The following is a 14,734-nucleotide window of genomic DNA, read 5'->3' as shown; positions in this document are numbered from 1 at the left end:
TATAGTATTTTTTATTCACCACTAATAGGAAGTTCAAAATAGAAATTTGAACCTTTTCCTAATTCGCTTTCCAGCCAGACCCTGCCACCATGCATTTCTACGAACTTCTTTACCAGAAAAAGTCCAAGACCTGTTCCTCCATAAAAGCGATTATGCGAGGAATCCAATTGTGTAAAAGCCTGGAATACATTATCGAGGATTTCGATATTCCCTCATTTTAGATCATTAAAGTATTCAAACTCAATTATATCCTCTCATTTTTTATCATTTTGTTTAATTTCTCTTCATTAATCCTTATTTTTAGTATAGCTCCCGCTATCCTAAATTACTCCTTTGGTTTTTAGTGTCCTCAATTGATGCAGATTAAAACAAAAAGCTGTCATCAACATTTTTGCATTCACTCTTTCTACAGTTGTAACAAGAACCTTTCTGGTTTTAAATATTTCTTTTGTCACTGCATACACTCTTTCGCAAGGGACTCTTTTCACACTTATTCTTTCATTTCTGAGGATATCCATTATTCCTAAAGGATGTCCTCTTACAGCTCGTTGCATTGTTGCTGCAAAACCTTTTGCTATTGCTCCAAAATATCCTTTATCTCTATACACCACTTCACCCTTTTCAGACAGATCAACCTGTGAATCGTGAAGTGATGCAGTTGTTGTCTCAAATCTTCTGATTAGTTCATAATCCTTATCAATAATTGTATGAAGTTTGTATCCAAAGTGAGATTTACCATTTTTCTTAGTCCAGGTTCCATCTTTGCTTCTTCTTGTTTTCGCATCTTTTCCTCTGAGTACATCTGCTTTTGCATGTCCTGGATCTGAGTGAATAAAAGTTGCATCCTGGATCATTCCTTTTTTAATCTTCAAACCAAGAGCATCAAGCTGATTCTGCATTTCATCCCACACCGCTTTTTCTTTACCATTGTCGATAATTCTCTTCCTGAATGACCAGACAGTTGTACTGTCTGGTACATATTCAGGAAATCCCAGGAATTTCCTAAAGGATATCCTGTCAATACACTGCTTTTCAAGCTCAGCATCAGAAAGACCATGCCATTGTTGCAGAACAAGCATCTTGAACATTACAATAACATCAGCTTCAGGCCGTCCGCCTGAAGCTGTTCTGTTTATGTACATTGACTCCAGAATAGGGCGAAAAGGCTTCCAATCTACTAAATATTCAATTTCAGCAAGCTTATCTCCGACAGATTGGAGACGCTTATATTCTTCATTTAAGGCAAAATCAGTAAAAGAATCCATAATAGTAAATTTGCTTTGCTATTATTTAAATTTTATTGAATTGTATGAGTATTGATGGTAGTTTATCGAAATCCTCTATCATAATCTTCTTTTGCTATACCAGGTCCATTATCCTTTACTGAGAACTTTGCTATATTGTCATGTAATTCTGCATTGACAGCGATATTACCCCCTTCTGGTGTGAACTTAATGGCATTGCTTATCAGATTGTAAATAATCTGTTTGAATACCTGCCTGTCAGCATTTATTACCGAAAGTTTGCTATCATTATGCATGTTCAGCGAAAGATTTTTCTTTGCAGTAAGTGGCATTATAATATCCCCTATTTCCTCAAATACTGCGGAAACATTGAATATCTCAAAGTCCAATTCCACACCGTCTGATTCAATTTTCGATATATCAAGGATATTATTTATGATATCGAGCAAGCACTTTCCACTGGAAGATATATTTTTGAGATATGCATCCTGCTTTTCAGTCAGGTCTCCTGTCATTCCTTCAAGCAGAATATCCGAGAAGCCTATGATAGAAGTCAGTGGTGTTCTCAACTCATGACTCATAATGGAAATAAATTCGCTTTTTGTGCGACTGGCTATTTCAGCTGCCATCTTTGCGTCCAGCAAGGCTTTCTCTGAACGCTTCTTTTCAGTTACATCACGTACAATTGCCTGGACTGTGTTTTTTTCCTTGTCAATCACCGAAGAGCTTACATCTGCATCGATTACATTGCCATCGAAAAGTTTCATCTTGACCTCTGAATGAACAGAGCCTTTTTTGAGTGTTTCCTTAAAAACATCCAGTGCAACGGGAGCATAGCCCTTGGGAGATAAATAAGCAATATGCTGTCCCTGTAATATGGATTTTTCGTATCCAAGTAATTCGGAAGTTCGACCATTGGCATCAAGAACTAAACCATTTGAATCAAAGATCATAATGGCATCATTTGATTGTTCGAAAAGGGAACGATAATTTCCTTCTTTTTCCTGAAGTGATCCAAACATATCGTTTATGTTATCAGCGATCAAGTTTATGTCGTCGTTACCATCTATTGTTATTCTGGAAGAGAGATCACCACTTTTCTGTACATACCCTACCTGACCAATAAAATTTTGTAATCTTGCAAGCATCACGTTCTTTGCTATGGATATGTGACCAAAGAAAGCAAGAATGCTTATGACTAATAATGCAAGGGCCAAATGTGATAACATCTTAAACCCTGATGCACCGGTTTGTCCCATTGTACCGACCTTGAGTAATTTACCAGGCTTACCCATGATATCATATAACTGCACTGAGCCTGCTGGATTCCCATTATCGAAAGAACTAAGGTAACTATTCAGCCTACCACAATTAGCCTATTGATACTGATTTAATCAAAACGGAGATGTTTGCTCACTAACAACCTAAGAATCAAAAAAGCAATCAATGGCAACAATCAATGGCAACAATCAAAATTAATGATCCTAATAAAATGTAGGTAACTATTCAGCCTGACTGTTTTAATGATGCAAAAAACAATATACTATGGCTTCATTCTATGTGTTAAAAAATATTCAGTAAAATATCATAAAAAACGTCTATCAATCTGAGGGGATTTGTATAGACCGCGAAGAAATACTTGCAGTTTATGAAGCTGGTCCAGAAGCAGTAGTAGAACTTGTAACTCGATTACTTGGGATAATTGAACATCAATCTCTCCAAATTGCACAACTTGAAGAGCGTGTCAGGCATTTGGAAGAAATGCTTGAAAAGAATAGTCGCAACAGTAGCAAACCACCTTCTACTGATTCTTATGCACGGAATAAACCAACCGTTAAAAGTCAAAGAAAAAAGACCAATAAGCATGTAGGTGGTCAAAACGGTCATCCTGGTACTACATTAAGAATAAATGATGATCCGGATGAAGTTATTGTTCATCCTGTTAATCAATGCGTCAATTGTGGGAGATCGTTAGCTTCTGTTCCCTCTGACTATGAAAGAAGACAGGTCTTTGACATTCCTCCTATAACTATCAATTGCATTGAACATCGTTGCGAGATTAAAACATGTCCCAAATGTTCTCATGTAAACAAAGCTCTTTTTCCAGATGGTGTAACTCAGCCGACTCAATACGGTCATCGAGTTAAGTCATTTGCAGTTTATTTGCACACTTACCAATTACTTCCTTATCAGCGTGTTACCAAGTTGTTCTCTGATATTTTGGGATGCAAGATAAGTCCTGCTACTTTGGTGAACACGGAACGTAGTTGTTTTGAGAAGCTTGGAGCTTTTGAAAATACAGTGAAACATCTCCTGAAAGAATCTCCTGTCATCAATCTGGATGAAACAGGAATGAGAATAAATGCAGTTCGTAATTGGCTTCATGTGGCAGGTACAGACAAACTGACCTATTATTTTGCACATCGCAAAAGGGGCTCAGAAGCAATGGATGCTATGGGCATATTACCAGGTTACACTGGTGTTGCAACACATGATTTTTGGAAACCGTACAACAAATATGAATGTCAACATTCATTATGTAATGCACATTTATTACGAGAGTTAACTGGAGCTTCCGAAAACAGTGATCAACAGTGGACAAAGATAATGAGTGATCTCTTGATATGCATTAAACATCATGTTGATAATGATCTTTTAGATACTGAGCTAATTCAAAGGTTCAGTGAGGATTATGATCACATAACTTGTTTAGGAGTGAATGAAAATCCTCCTGATCCGGAATCAAATGTGCGGTCTAAAAAACGAGGACGTAAGAAGCAGACCACGGTAAAGAATTTGCTGGATAGGTTTATTGGCCATAAAGAGGATATCTTGCGATTTATGTACGACCAAAACGTTCCGTTTGATAACAATCAGGCTGAAAGAGAGATCAGAATGACGAAAGTACAGCAGAAGATATCAGGTACTTTCCGCAGTGAACAGGGTGCAAAAAATTTCTGCCGTATAAGAGGATACGTGTCTACTGTTAATAAGAATTCTGAATCTGTTATCGATGCAATTAGTGCAATATTTTATGGCAATTCATTTGTTCCAAAGTTGCAGAATTGATCGTGGATGAAGAAATCAGCTTGGTGGAAGTGAGCTAGGCTGAATAGTTACGAACTAAGAAACACATTGCCTGCAAACTGGCCCGTCATGGACTCTTCCTTATCATTCGGATAAATACTTGCATTTTCCAGATGGACCGCAAATCCTGACCCTTCCTGCATGGCACTCATCCCTTTTAGGTCCAGCAGGCGGGAGGCAACCACAATAGATGTATCCTGCTCAGATATGCCCCCTGATGCAAAAGAATTCATAGCAACTACAAGGGTTCTGTCGGGAAGAAAAATGAGACCTGAAAGGCAAACTTCCTCCTGACATCTTGGCAGAATCTCCGGGTGGGATGCAATGTACGCTTTAATTCCATTTACTGAGGTTACATCATTTCCCTCATCAAATGCTTCGGAATTGAAAAGTAAGAGTTCACTGGAAGGATCATAAATAAGGAGATTGTCAATATCATGATTATTAAGAAGTTCCTCATCCTGGAATATTTTATCATATCCCTTCCCTGAATCTGTATCCATATTGTCAAATTCTGCATATAATGCCATATATGATGCACTTGAACTGAGAGAACTCATATCATCTTGAATTGTATCAGTAAGCATATGTGTATTATGAAGAGCATACTGTTCTTCAAGCTCAGTAAAGCTTGATGAAAAGATAATGTAACTTGAAAGTAACATCAAAACTATCATCAATATAAATGTGCTGCTATGCAAAATAGTGTCTTTTTTTCCTAGATTCATTTCCGACAACCTAATCCCATATAATCCCACAAACGAAGGGAGATGAAAAATAGTTTCCTATTCATCTCCCATTTACTGAAAGTTAATTTATATTCTAATATATATTACGCTTTTTATTTAACCGATCGAACAATACCTAATAACCATCAAATTCACATTGATTCGTATGTGATATTTTCTCCTTAAGCCAAAGGAACCTCAAAATAGAAATTTGAACCTTTCCCCACTTTACTCTCCACCCAGACATTGCCCCCATGCATTTCCACGAACCTTCTTGTCAGGGCAAGTCCTAGCCCAGTTCCTTCATACTCACGATTCTGGGCAGAATCAATCTGAGTGAATTCATGAAATAGAAGAGCCTGATCTTTCTTAGATATTCCAATTCCTGTGTCCTTTACTTCAAACCGGACATTTTCAACATCCCTTTTTGCCTCGATTGTCACCTTGCCATGTTCTGGAGTGAACTTTATGGCGTTGCTCAAAAGGTTTAAAAGAACCTGCTTGAGCTTTTTTCTATCGGCTTTGATTGAAACCAATTGTGGATCAATGTTGGATATCAGAATTATGTTCTTTTTTGATGCAAGTGAAGAAGCTATTTTCATGACATCATTCAGAAGGTCAGCGATTATTATATTTTCAACATAAAATTCCATCTTCCCTGCTTCAACCTTGGACAGATCAAGAATGTCATTTATAAGAGTTAATAGATGTTTACCACTATTTGATACGTTACTGACATGGCGTTTCTGCTTTCGTTCAGTCCTCCAAATGTTTCCAAAAGCAACATGTCTGAAAAACCAATTATAGAGTTAAGAGGTGTACGCAGTTCATGACTCATATTGGCAAGGAACTCACTTTTTGCACGATTGGCAGATTCAGCTTCGTTCTTTGCCTTCAACAACATTTCTTCATAAAGTTTTTTTTCAGTTACATCACGTATAATAACCTGAACTGTACCTTTTTCTCTATCAATTACCGATGAACTGATATCTGCATGAATTATACCTCCTTCATAAAGTTTAACTTTAGCCTCTGACTGATATGAACCTTTTTCGAGGCTCTCCTGAAAAATATAAGCCATGTTAGAAGAAAAACCATCAGGTGATAAGGAAGTAAGATCCAGCTCAGATAACATGGATTGTTCATATCCAAGCAATTTGGAAGTACCTTCGTTAGCTTCAAGTATCGAGCCATTTGAGTCTAGGATCATAATGGCATCATTGGATTGTTCAAAAAGAGAATGGTATTTTCCTTCTTTTTCCTGAAGGGAGTCCAGCATGTTATTTACGTTATCAGCAATCCAGTTTACCTCATCGCTTCCGGCAATCATTATTCTGGAAGATAAGTCACCACTTTTTTGTATATACCCGAGTTCATCTATGAGAACTCTGAATCTTGCATACGTCGTTTTATTTGCTACGACCAGATGAGCGATGAAACCGGTCGCACCCAAAATTAAAAATGCCAAAGTCAGACTGATTATTATTATCAGCCTCTCTTGCTCTTCAAAATTAGTAATATTCAATGAAAAGATAAAGTAGCTTGAAAGTACCATCAAAGCTACCATTAAGATATAGATACTGCCATGTAGAATAGTGTCTTTTTTTTGCAGATTCATATTTCACGCACATACCTAATACTTCAGATTGGAGAGAAAACCGACAAATGCGGCTTCATTTCGCTTTGTTATCTATAACAATGTTTCTTGTGTATCAAGAATAATATAATAATTGAGTATATATTAATCTTTTTATGCAACCAAGATAGCCCATATAAATAAAAGAGTTGGGCTTCAGTGACGTTAAATATAAAAAATGAAGGAAATGAGGGGACTACAAACTCAGCACCTGCATCCCAAAAAATCACATAATACAGGAACCAGGTCCCATATCCTTGTCTGTTGTCAGCAGGGAAACATTTTCTCCTGCATCTGCTGCAAGGAGCATTCCCTGTGACTCTACGCCGCAGAGTTTCACAGGTTTGAGGTTGACAAGCACGTTAACTGTCTTACCGATCATCTCTTCGGGCTCATAATAATCTGCAAGACCTGCAACAACCTGTCTTGGTTCCTCATCACCGATGTCAACCTGAAGGCGCAAGAGTTTCTTTGATTTCTTGATCTTTTCAGCGGAAACTATCTTTCCAACCCTGATATCAAGCTTTGCAAAATCATCATATTCTATTTCGTCTTTGAATTCCATTTTTTCTACTTCCTTTATGCCTGCTTCCTTTGCCATTGCTGCCTTTACGCGCTTTGAGGATATCGCTTCCATCTCATCAATCTTGTCATCCTCAAGCTTGGTGAACAATATTTCAGGCTTTGCCAGTTTAGTGCCGCTTAGCACAGGAACAGTTGCTTCTTCATAGGTAGCTGTGTGTATATCTGAATCCATACCAATCTGTTTCCAGGCAACTTCCATGCTGCCGGGAGTTATAGGCTCGAACAGCAGCACAAGTGCCTTGGCCAACTGTATGCAGTTCTTAACAACTTTGCCACATGCGTCCTTATCTTCCTTAATGAGCTTCCAGGGTTCATTTGACTGGAAGTATGAATTACCATAAGATGCAAGAGCCATTGCGGTGTCAGCAGCTTTCTTGAACTCATAATCTGCATTTACCTTTGTAACCTCTTCTATGGTGGAAGTTATTTTCTCCATAACCTCAGGGTCGATGTCTCCCTCAGGAATCTCTCCGAAGTTCTTGAAGGCAAAGAGCAGGTTCCTGTACAGGAAATTACCAAATACTCCCACAAGCTCTGTGTTGATCTTGTCCTGGAATATCTTCCATGAGAAATTAACCTCTTTTGTATGGGAGGTGTAACTTACAAGATAATATCTGAGCAGGTCCGGATGGAAACCATGATCGAGGTAATCTTCCTCAACCCAGACCACATAACCACGGCTCTTTGAGAAGGTCTTGTCCTCAATTTTTAACATGCCTGATGCAACAACTGCAGATGGCTGACTGTAGTCAGCTCCTTTGAGCATTGCCGGCCAGAAGATACAGTGATGATAGATTATGTCCCCGCCAATGAAGTGGATTATCGGACAATCGCCCTTCCAGTATTTTTCCCAGTCACCGCCAGTAGCTTCTGCCCACTGCTCTGTGAAAGCCATGTAACCAATAGGTGCATCCACCCAGACATAAACAACGAGATCATCGTGACCGGGGAATCTGATACCCCATTCGAGGTTCCTTGTAATACACCAATCTGTAAGCTCCTGTTTTATCCATCCCATGGCATAATTACGTGCGTTAAGGGTTCCACCAAGGTTTTCCAGATGTTCCAGCAGGAAGTCCTTAAACTCGGAAAGTTTGAAGAAGAAGTGTTCCTGCTCTTTATATTCAGCAGGACCATTGCATATGGTACATACAGGCTCTTTGAGCTCTCCTGGCTCCAGATGTTTGCCACATCCCTGATCACATTCATCACCACGTGCTTTTTCTCCACAGTGAGGACATGTACCTGCAACATACCTGTCAGGCAGGAAGCGGTCACATTGAGGACAATATGCGATCTCTATGACCTTAGGATAAACGTAATCCTTTTCGATTAGTCTATCAACTATCTCAAGTGTACGGTTGTGATTTGTGTCATCATCGGTTGTTCCGAAAGCATCAAACCTGACACCCATCTTCTTGAATACTTCATCGAAGTGGACATGATATTTCTTTACAAGTTCCTTAGGTGTAATTCCAAGTCCCTCGGCATTCACCACAATAGGAGTACCGTGGGTATCGGAACCACAGACAAATGTTGCTTCCTGTGAGTTCTTTTTCAGTGACCTCACAAATATATCTGCAGGAATGTATGTTCTAAGGTGCCCGACATGCGCTTTGCCATTAGCATATGGAAGACCGCATGTTACAAGCACGGCTTTATCAGAAGGAATGTTTGACATTTATTAACTCCATTGGAAATTTATCAATAGCTCTGGTGTTGCATTGCGTGCAATTATAAAATATATTTCGCTCATATAGCATAAGGCAAGGTTTTTGAATGTTCACATACATTTTACAACCGGGATGGAATCCAGAGATGAACGAAGATAATTCAGATAAAAAAACAGAGGATGATGTCGAATATCATCGTTACCCGTATAGTTATGAAGAGGACCACATGGGTGACATCCAGAACAGTGCTGAATCTGATGATGCAAAATCAGAAGTCGTAGATACAGAGGAAACTCCTGTAGCAAACGAAGCTGCAGAGAAAACTGCCGAAGTTGATAGTTACCAAACTGCAGCAAACAACATAACTAACGATACACCTGTTAACAAAGTACCAGTTGAAGGAAAGAAAGAGGAAACTGAGTATGAACAGGAAAAAACAACAAATGCAACAACAAGTTATACCAGCCCATCCCGGGAAACTCCTGTTGTTAAGAAGAAAAGCCGCAAATGGCAATATATTACCATTGTTGCCGTTCTTGTGTTCATCATTGGTGCAAGCTTTGCACTCATTTACCAGAGCTTTAACGGTGACCTTTACTCTTCAAATGACAAGGTAGCTGTTATCTACGTTCAGGGAACTCTTATTACAAGCAGCATACCAGGCGGACTTGGTTATGTGAGCTCTGAAGAGATATCAGACAACATTAGAAGAGCTCTCAGGGATGATCATGTAAAAGCCATTGTCCTGAGAGTAAATAGTGGAGGAGGGTCCTCCACTGCAGGAGAAGAGGTATATACCGAGGTCAAAAAAGCGAGTGATAGTGGAATACCTGTTATAATCTCAATGGGAGATGTGGCAGCAAGTGCAGCCTATCACCTGTCAGCACCTGCAGACCTTATAGTTGCTAACCCTTCAACCATGACCGGAAGCATAGGAACCATATGGACATTCCAGAACCTTTCTGCATTCTATGATGAAGAAGGAGTTGAATTCTACATAGTAAAATCCGGAGAATTCAAGGATATGGGAGGAGCATGGAGAGGTCTCTCAGATGATGAAAAGGAATATGCCAACAAGGTTGTTGCAGAAGTTTACGGAAACTTTGTAAGGGATGTGGCAGAAGGCAGGGATATGAGCACCAGTGAGGTAAAAGGCCTTGCAGATGGCAGGATATACACCGGAAGGCAAGCAAAGGATCTGGGTCTTGTGGATGAATTCGGCAACCTTTATGACGCAATTGACATAGCAGCAGAGATGGGAGAGATCGAAGGTGATCCAACTATCGTTTACATGAACAAACCATCCATTTCAAGCCTGCTCTTTGGTTCAGAGTCCGAAGGAACGGTCACTGCAGAAGAATTCCTTCGTTACTATGAAGAAAGTCCCTACGGTCAGATAAGCTGATATTGAATGCCTTTCACACCATTCCATTTGGGACCGGCCTTTTTGCTCGGAGAGCTTTTCGAGAAAAAGGTCAACCTTATTTCCATCCTTCTGGGAAGCATAATTATTGATGTGAGAGCTACCTATTGCCTCTTTGCAGGTTGCTGGCCCCTGCACGGACCGCTTCATACTTTTTTGAGTGCAACAGTAATTGCGTTTCTACTTGCATGGATGTTATTTTCTCAAAGAAATTGGTTGCAAAAGATCACTGACAAATTAAAGATAGAACAGACATATTCTTTCATATCCATAATGACAGGGGCAATTATAGGAACATGGAGCCATGTGCTGCTTGACTCTTTCCTTTACATGGACATTCGACCATTATTGCCTCTGCCAAACAACCCACTTCTTGGACTGGTAAGTTCAGGAGCAATATATTTGATATGCCTTCTCTCATTTCTGCCTGCAACAGGAATTTACTGCTACAAGTACTTGAAACGGCACTGATTCTCATTGACAGTGAAACAAAAAGTATAAGTTAGCCTGTGCTCAACTCATATTATAAAAAATTAGATTTGTATTGCTGGTGGGGGAGTTACAATAGTCAGTAAAAGACATTATAGATTGTTTGCACTTGTAACAGTGATCTTAATTTTATGCATGTCATCCCCGGTACTTGGCCGGGACCAGGTAAGAACTGATAAACTGGACATACTTGCAGTAGAGATATCACCACAACCCGTAAGACCCGGACAGGAACTGCTTGTTAAAGTAAGTGTAGCAAACTATGATGATACCACAGCCAACAATATAGTCCTTGAAGTCGAGAACCAGTTCCCCCTGATATTGAGATTCTCGGAAAAGGAATATGGTGTGAAAAGTATCTCCAACAACAGTTTCAGGATTGACAGGATAAGCTCCAATGGAAATGTGGAGGTCAACTATAATTTTCTCATCGATCCTGAAGCCAGAACAGGAACATACCATGTGACATTCAGGCTTTCTGATAGCAATGACGTGTTTGTTACAAGAACAATATCTGTTAAAGTTGAAGGGACTCCTTCAATTGCCCTGATGAACTCTTCGTTTTCACAATCCGGAATATCTCCCGGAGATACGTTTTATCTGTACACCACTGTTGCAAGCGTTGGAAGTGGTAATGCCAAGAATATACGTATCACTCTTCTGATAGATGATGTCACGTCCCTTGTAGCTGTAAAAGATAATACTGCATTTATCCACACCCTTGATGCGGGAGAAGAAGAACATATAGCTTTCGAGCTAAGCCTTGGAAAGGACGCAGAGATAACGTCATACAACATACCCATCTCAGTAACTGCAGTTGATGATACTGAAAGTCTGAACATCGACTCAGTAGAGACCATTGGTTTTGAGGCAAAGGGAAGGGCAAAGATCGATATCGCGAACATAAAGAATGACCCTACTATGCCTGAAAAGGGTAAAGAGCTCACCCAGATGATAAGGATAGAGAATGTAGGAGAAGGCGAAGCAAGATCCGTGAAGGTCAGCCTTGTAGAACTTGATATCTCCGGAACAAAAGAAGCTTTTATCGGAAAGCTTGATGCCAACGATGATGCTCCTGCAACGTTCTTCTTCATTCCCCGCAAAAGCGGTGATCAGGAGTACACTGCACTCATCGAATACGAAGATGATTTCGGGAACCATTCGATTGAACACAAATTGACCATGAATGTGAAAGGTACATCACCATATCGTTTATTAGTAGGAGCTATTGTATTGGTTTTGCTGATCTTTGGGGTTTTCACTCTCAGAAAGCATTTCAAAAAAGAGACTGATAAATGAGGAGAATATGTTTGAGAGAACAAAGGTCTCATTTTTCCTGGCATCACGGTCGATACTTAGAGGAAACAAAGGTATCACTTTCTTTACTATCATAGTCCTGACACTTGTGTATCTCCAACTTGTATTCTTTTCCAGTATGATAGGCGGAGTGACGCTGAAGTTCAATGATGTGCTTGTGGACTACCAGACAGGAGACCTTGTTGTAGAACCCGGCCAGGATGAACTTTACATATCAGATGTTGACTCGCTTACAAAAAAGATAGAACACCTTCCTGAAGTGGTGGGTGTCTCTCCGCGTTTGCGACTGAAGAGTTCCATATCTTTCAAAGAAAAAGAGGTTGGTGCAACAATTTATGGTATTGATGCAAATGAAGAGGAGCTCGTCACTAAATTTCAATCCGCGATGGTCGAGGGGGAATTCATAAGCAAGCTGGACAGGGGAGAAATAGTACTTGGAAGAGAACTGTCCGGCGGATACGGAGCAGTAATGCAAAGCAGGTCTCTTGAAGACGTGTCTGTGGGGGACGTTGTTACTGTTATGATAAACGGCCAGGCAATGGAATTCAGGGTAAAGGGTATCTACAATACTTTGTTCTTCATGTCAGATTCTTCAGCCTTTGTAAACAAGGAAGACCTTGAGGAAGCGCTTGACGCTGAGAATAAGGCTCATGAGATCGCCATAAAGATTAAGGACGAAGCAGATGAGCAATACGTCAGGGAAGAGATACTTTCCCTGGGAGTGCAGGAGGAAGTGCGCACCTGGCAGGAATTTGCCGGAATACTCAAAATAATAGAAGGCACACTTTCAATGATAAGAAACGTATTCACAGCAGTTGGTCTCATTGTAGCCTTTGTTATCATTTTTGTGGTTATCTTTGTCAACATCGTAAGCCAGAAAAGACAGATAGGCGTCCAGAAAGCCATCGGTATAGAAGAGGAAGTGATAATTTCATCCTTTGTGTTTCAAGCGATGTTCTATGCTTTTGTGGCAATGGTCATAGGCTACAGCCTGATGCAGTTCGTTTTCACACCTTATACGCAATCACATCCCATCAATGCACCAATTGGCAAAGTGAGCCTGAACCTTAGTAACTCTGAGGCTGCCATCCGTGCAATGATGCTGTTCATGGCGGCTGTCATAGGATCTTTAATTCCTTCCTACAGGATGACAAAGAGAAGTCTGCTCGATCTTATATGGGGTTCGAACTGATGATTGAAGCAAAAGAGGTCACAAGAACTTTCCTCATGGGTAAAGTGGAAGTAAACGCACTCAGGGGTATCAGTCTCAATATAGATAAAGGGGAATTCGTTGCCATCGTAGGCTCAAGCGGAAGTGGGAAAACCACCCTGCTCAACCAACTCGGATTACTGGATACACCAACATCCGGGCAGGTGTTCATTGACTCGACCAATGCATCAGAACTTACTGACAAACAAAAAATAAGATTCCGACTGGACAATCTGGGTTACGTCTTCCAGGATTATGCGCTGATTCCCACCCTGACAGGTCTTGAGAATGTCTACCTGCCCCTGATGATGCAGGGACTAAAACAAGAGGATGTTATGAAAAAAGCTACTGCTATACTTGAAGCTGTAGGACTTGCTGACAGGATGCATCACCTGCCATCAGAAATGAGTGGTGGACAGCAACAAAGAATATCTATCGCCAGAGCATTGGTACACGAACCAAAAATACTCTTTGCCGATGAGCCCTGCGCCAATCTTGACAGTGAAGCCTCCAGACAGATCCTTGAACTGTTCAGCAGGTTCAATAAAGAAAATGAGCAGACCATTGTGATGGTAACTCACGAAGAGTGGCATCTTGATTATGTGGATAGGGTCATCAATTTAAAGGACGGACTGATTGCAGATTGAATAAGAATTCCTGTGGATCTTTCACTGAAGTTTTCTGCATTCTTCGTGTCTGAAACATGTCACAACATGGTCATTGACCATTCCCATAGCCTGCATGAAGGCATAGATTATCGTGGGGCCCACGAAGTTGAATCCTCTTTTCTTCATGTCCTTGCTTATCTTTTCGGACAACTCTGTTTTTGCAGGTAGCTCTTCCATTGATTTCCATGAATTCTGTATAGTTTTTCCTTTTTTCAAAAATCCCCGAAGATAATTGTCAAATGAGCCGAACTCATTTCTGACCTCGATTAATGATTGAGCATTGCGAACTGCGGAACGCACCTTCAGCTTGTTCCTGATAATACCGCTATCCTGTAAAAGTTCCTCTATCTTCTCTTCACCATAGCTGGCAATTGCATCGTAATCAAAATTATCAAAGGCTTTCCGGTAGTTCTCTCTTCTTTTCAGAATAGTATCCCAGCTAAGCCCTGCCTGTGCTCCTTCAAGTATCAGAAACTCGAACAGTTTTCGGTCATCATGTTCAGGCACACCCCATTCGGTATCATGATACTCTATTTCAAATTCATTGACCTCAGCCCATTCGCATCGTACTTTCATGAAAATAATTGTGTGACTGAGAATTATTAAATCTTCCCTGCAAACTGAGAATTATACTTTCCAGAAGATGATAATTATATAAGAAGAGCTCATAATTT

The 14,734-nt window shown here is 40.1% G+C and carries 14 protein-coding genes; 6 read left to right on the top strand and 8 right to left on the bottom strand.

Translation table 11 applies throughout. The annotated features are described in order from the left end of the window. Positions 1-11: 11 nt before the first annotated feature. The 3 genes from WN948_RS08750 to WN948_RS08740 all read right to left on the bottom strand — a co-directional run bounded on the left by WN948_RS08750 (position 12) and on the right by WN948_RS08740 (position 2,557). Positions 12-200 (bottom strand): ATP-binding protein, encoded by a 189-nt coding sequence (locus tag WN948_RS08750; RefSeq protein WP_342306443.1) that lies wholly within the window; start codon positions 198-200, stop codon positions 12-14. Between the two features lie 120 nt (positions 201-320). Continuing rightward, positions 321-1,265 (bottom strand): IS5 family transposase, encoded by a 945-nt coding sequence (locus WN948_RS08745; RefSeq protein ID WP_342303665.1) that lies wholly within the window; start codon positions 1,263-1,265, stop codon positions 321-323. 62 nt (positions 1,266-1,327) lie between these two features. Then, positions 1,328-2,557 carry a PAS domain S-box protein gene (locus WN948_RS08740; RefSeq protein ID WP_342303828.1) on the bottom strand — a complete coding sequence of 410 codons (1,230 nt, stop codon included), beginning with the start codon at positions 2,555-2,557 and terminating at the stop codon, positions 1,328-1,330. A gap of 301 nt (positions 2,558-2,858) precedes the next feature. Between WN948_RS08740 and WN948_RS08735 the strand changes: the two genes are divergently transcribed. Beyond that, a complete protein-coding gene (locus tag WN948_RS08735; RefSeq protein WP_342306442.1) occupies positions 2,859-4,313 on the top strand; it encodes an IS66 family transposase in 1,455 nt (484 codons plus the stop codon). Between the two features lie 47 nt (positions 4,314-4,360). On the opposite strand, the gene WN948_RS08730 is transcribed toward WN948_RS08735, so the two are convergent. The 4 genes from WN948_RS08730 to metG all read right to left on the bottom strand — a co-directional run bounded on the left by WN948_RS08730 (position 4,361) and on the right by metG (position 8,961). After that, positions 4,361-5,059 (bottom strand): hypothetical protein, encoded by a 699-nt coding sequence (locus tag WN948_RS08730; protein ID WP_342303827.1) that lies wholly within the window; start codon positions 5,057-5,059, stop codon positions 4,361-4,363. A 182-nt stretch (positions 5,060-5,241) separates the two neighbouring features. After that, the gene (locus WN948_RS08725) at positions 5,242-5,712 is read right to left on the bottom strand and encodes an ATP-binding protein (RefSeq protein ID WP_342303826.1); all 471 of its coding nucleotides are present in this window, start codon (positions 5,710-5,712) and stop codon (positions 5,242-5,244) included. Between the two features lie 47 nt (positions 5,713-5,759). Then, positions 5,760-6,677 (bottom strand): PAS domain S-box protein, encoded by a 918-nt coding sequence (locus WN948_RS08720; protein WP_342303825.1) that lies wholly within the window; start codon positions 6,675-6,677, stop codon positions 5,760-5,762. Between the two features lie 244 nt (positions 6,678-6,921). Continuing rightward, complete coding sequence (gene metG / locus WN948_RS08715; protein ID WP_342303824.1) at positions 6,922-8,961, bottom strand: methionine--tRNA ligase; 2,040 nt, start codon at positions 8,959-8,961, stop codon at positions 6,922-6,924. Between the two features lie 98 nt (positions 8,962-9,059). Between metG and sppA the strand changes: the two genes are divergently transcribed. The 5 genes from sppA to WN948_RS08690 all read left to right on the top strand — a co-directional run bounded on the left by sppA (position 9,060) and on the right by WN948_RS08690 (position 14,039). After that, positions 9,060-10,358, top strand: a complete 1,299-nt coding sequence (sppA, locus tag WN948_RS08710; RefSeq protein WP_342303823.1) for a signal peptide peptidase SppA — start codon at positions 9,060-9,062, stop codon at positions 10,356-10,358. A gap of 6 nt (positions 10,359-10,364) precedes the next feature. Then, positions 10,365-10,847: a hypothetical protein gene (locus WN948_RS08705; RefSeq protein WP_342303822.1), complete on the top strand. Its 483-nt coding sequence runs from the start codon at positions 10,365-10,367 to the stop codon at positions 10,845-10,847. Positions 10,848-11,000: 153 nt separating this feature from the next. After that, on the top strand, positions 11,001-12,164 hold the full coding sequence (locus WN948_RS08700; RefSeq protein ID WP_342303821.1) for a hypothetical protein: 1,164 nt from the start codon (positions 11,001-11,003) through the stop codon (positions 12,162-12,164). A gap of 7 nt (positions 12,165-12,171) precedes the next feature. Further along, positions 12,172-13,374, top strand: coding sequence for an FtsX-like permease family protein (locus WN948_RS08695; RefSeq protein WP_342303820.1), 1,203 nt, complete (start codon positions 12,172-12,174; stop codon positions 13,372-13,374). Then, entirely contained in the window at positions 13,374-14,039 is a 666-nt protein-coding gene (locus WN948_RS08690; RefSeq protein WP_342303819.1) for an ABC transporter ATP-binding protein, read from the top strand. The genes WN948_RS08695 and WN948_RS08690 overlap by 1 nt, the downstream gene beginning before the upstream one ends. Positions 14,040-14,060: 21 nt before the next feature. Here the strand turns inward: WN948_RS08690 and WN948_RS08685 are convergent, their stop codons facing one another. Continuing rightward, complete coding sequence (locus tag WN948_RS08685; protein WP_342303818.1) at positions 14,061-14,636, bottom strand: DNA-3-methyladenine glycosylase I; 576 nt, start codon at positions 14,634-14,636, stop codon at positions 14,061-14,063. Between the last annotated feature and the right edge of the window lie 98 nt (positions 14,637-14,734).

The sequence above is a fragment of the Methanolobus sp. ZRKC5 genome, assembly GCF_038446525.1.
In the GTDB taxonomy this organism is placed as follows: Archaea; Halobacteriota; Methanosarcinia; order Methanosarcinales; family Methanosarcinaceae; genus Methanolobus.
This window is presented reverse-complemented; position numbering and strand designations above follow the sequence as displayed.

Bases quoted from the DNA above. Each gene is read 5' to 3' on its own strand.
- WN948_RS08745 (WP_342303665.1), bottom strand. From the start codon at position 1,265: ATGGATTCTTTTACTGATTTTGCCTTAAATGAAGAATATAAGCGTCTC.
- WN948_RS08730 (WP_342303827.1), bottom strand. From the start codon at position 5,059: ATGAATCTAGGAAAAAAAGACACTATTTTGCATAGCAGCACATTTATA.
- WN948_RS08725 (WP_342303826.1), bottom strand. From the start codon at position 5,712: ATGGAATTTTATGTTGAAAATATAATAATCGCTGACCTTCTGAATGAT.
- WN948_RS08720 (WP_342303825.1), bottom strand. From the start codon at position 6,677: ATGAATCTGCAAAAAAAAGACACTATTCTACATGGCAGTATCTATATC.
- metG (WP_342303824.1), bottom strand. From the start codon at position 8,961: ATGTCAAACATTCCTTCTGATAAAGCCGTGCTTGTAACATGCGGTCTT.
- sppA (WP_342303823.1), top strand. From the start codon at position 9,060: ATGTTCACATACATTTTACAACCGGGATGGAATCCAGAGATGAACGAA.
- WN948_RS08705 (WP_342303822.1), top strand. From the start codon at position 10,365: ATGCCTTTCACACCATTCCATTTGGGACCGGCCTTTTTGCTCGGAGAG.
- WN948_RS08700 (WP_342303821.1), top strand. From the start codon at position 11,001: ATGTCATCCCCGGTACTTGGCCGGGACCAGGTAAGAACTGATAAACTG.
- WN948_RS08695 (WP_342303820.1), top strand. From the start codon at position 12,172: ATGTTTGAGAGAACAAAGGTCTCATTTTTCCTGGCATCACGGTCGATA.
- WN948_RS08690 (WP_342303819.1), top strand. From the start codon at position 13,374: ATGATTGAAGCAAAAGAGGTCACAAGAACTTTCCTCATGGGTAAAGTG.
- WN948_RS08685 (WP_342303818.1), bottom strand. From the start codon at position 14,636: ATGAAAGTACGATGCGAATGGGCTGAGGTCAATGAATTTGAAATAGAG.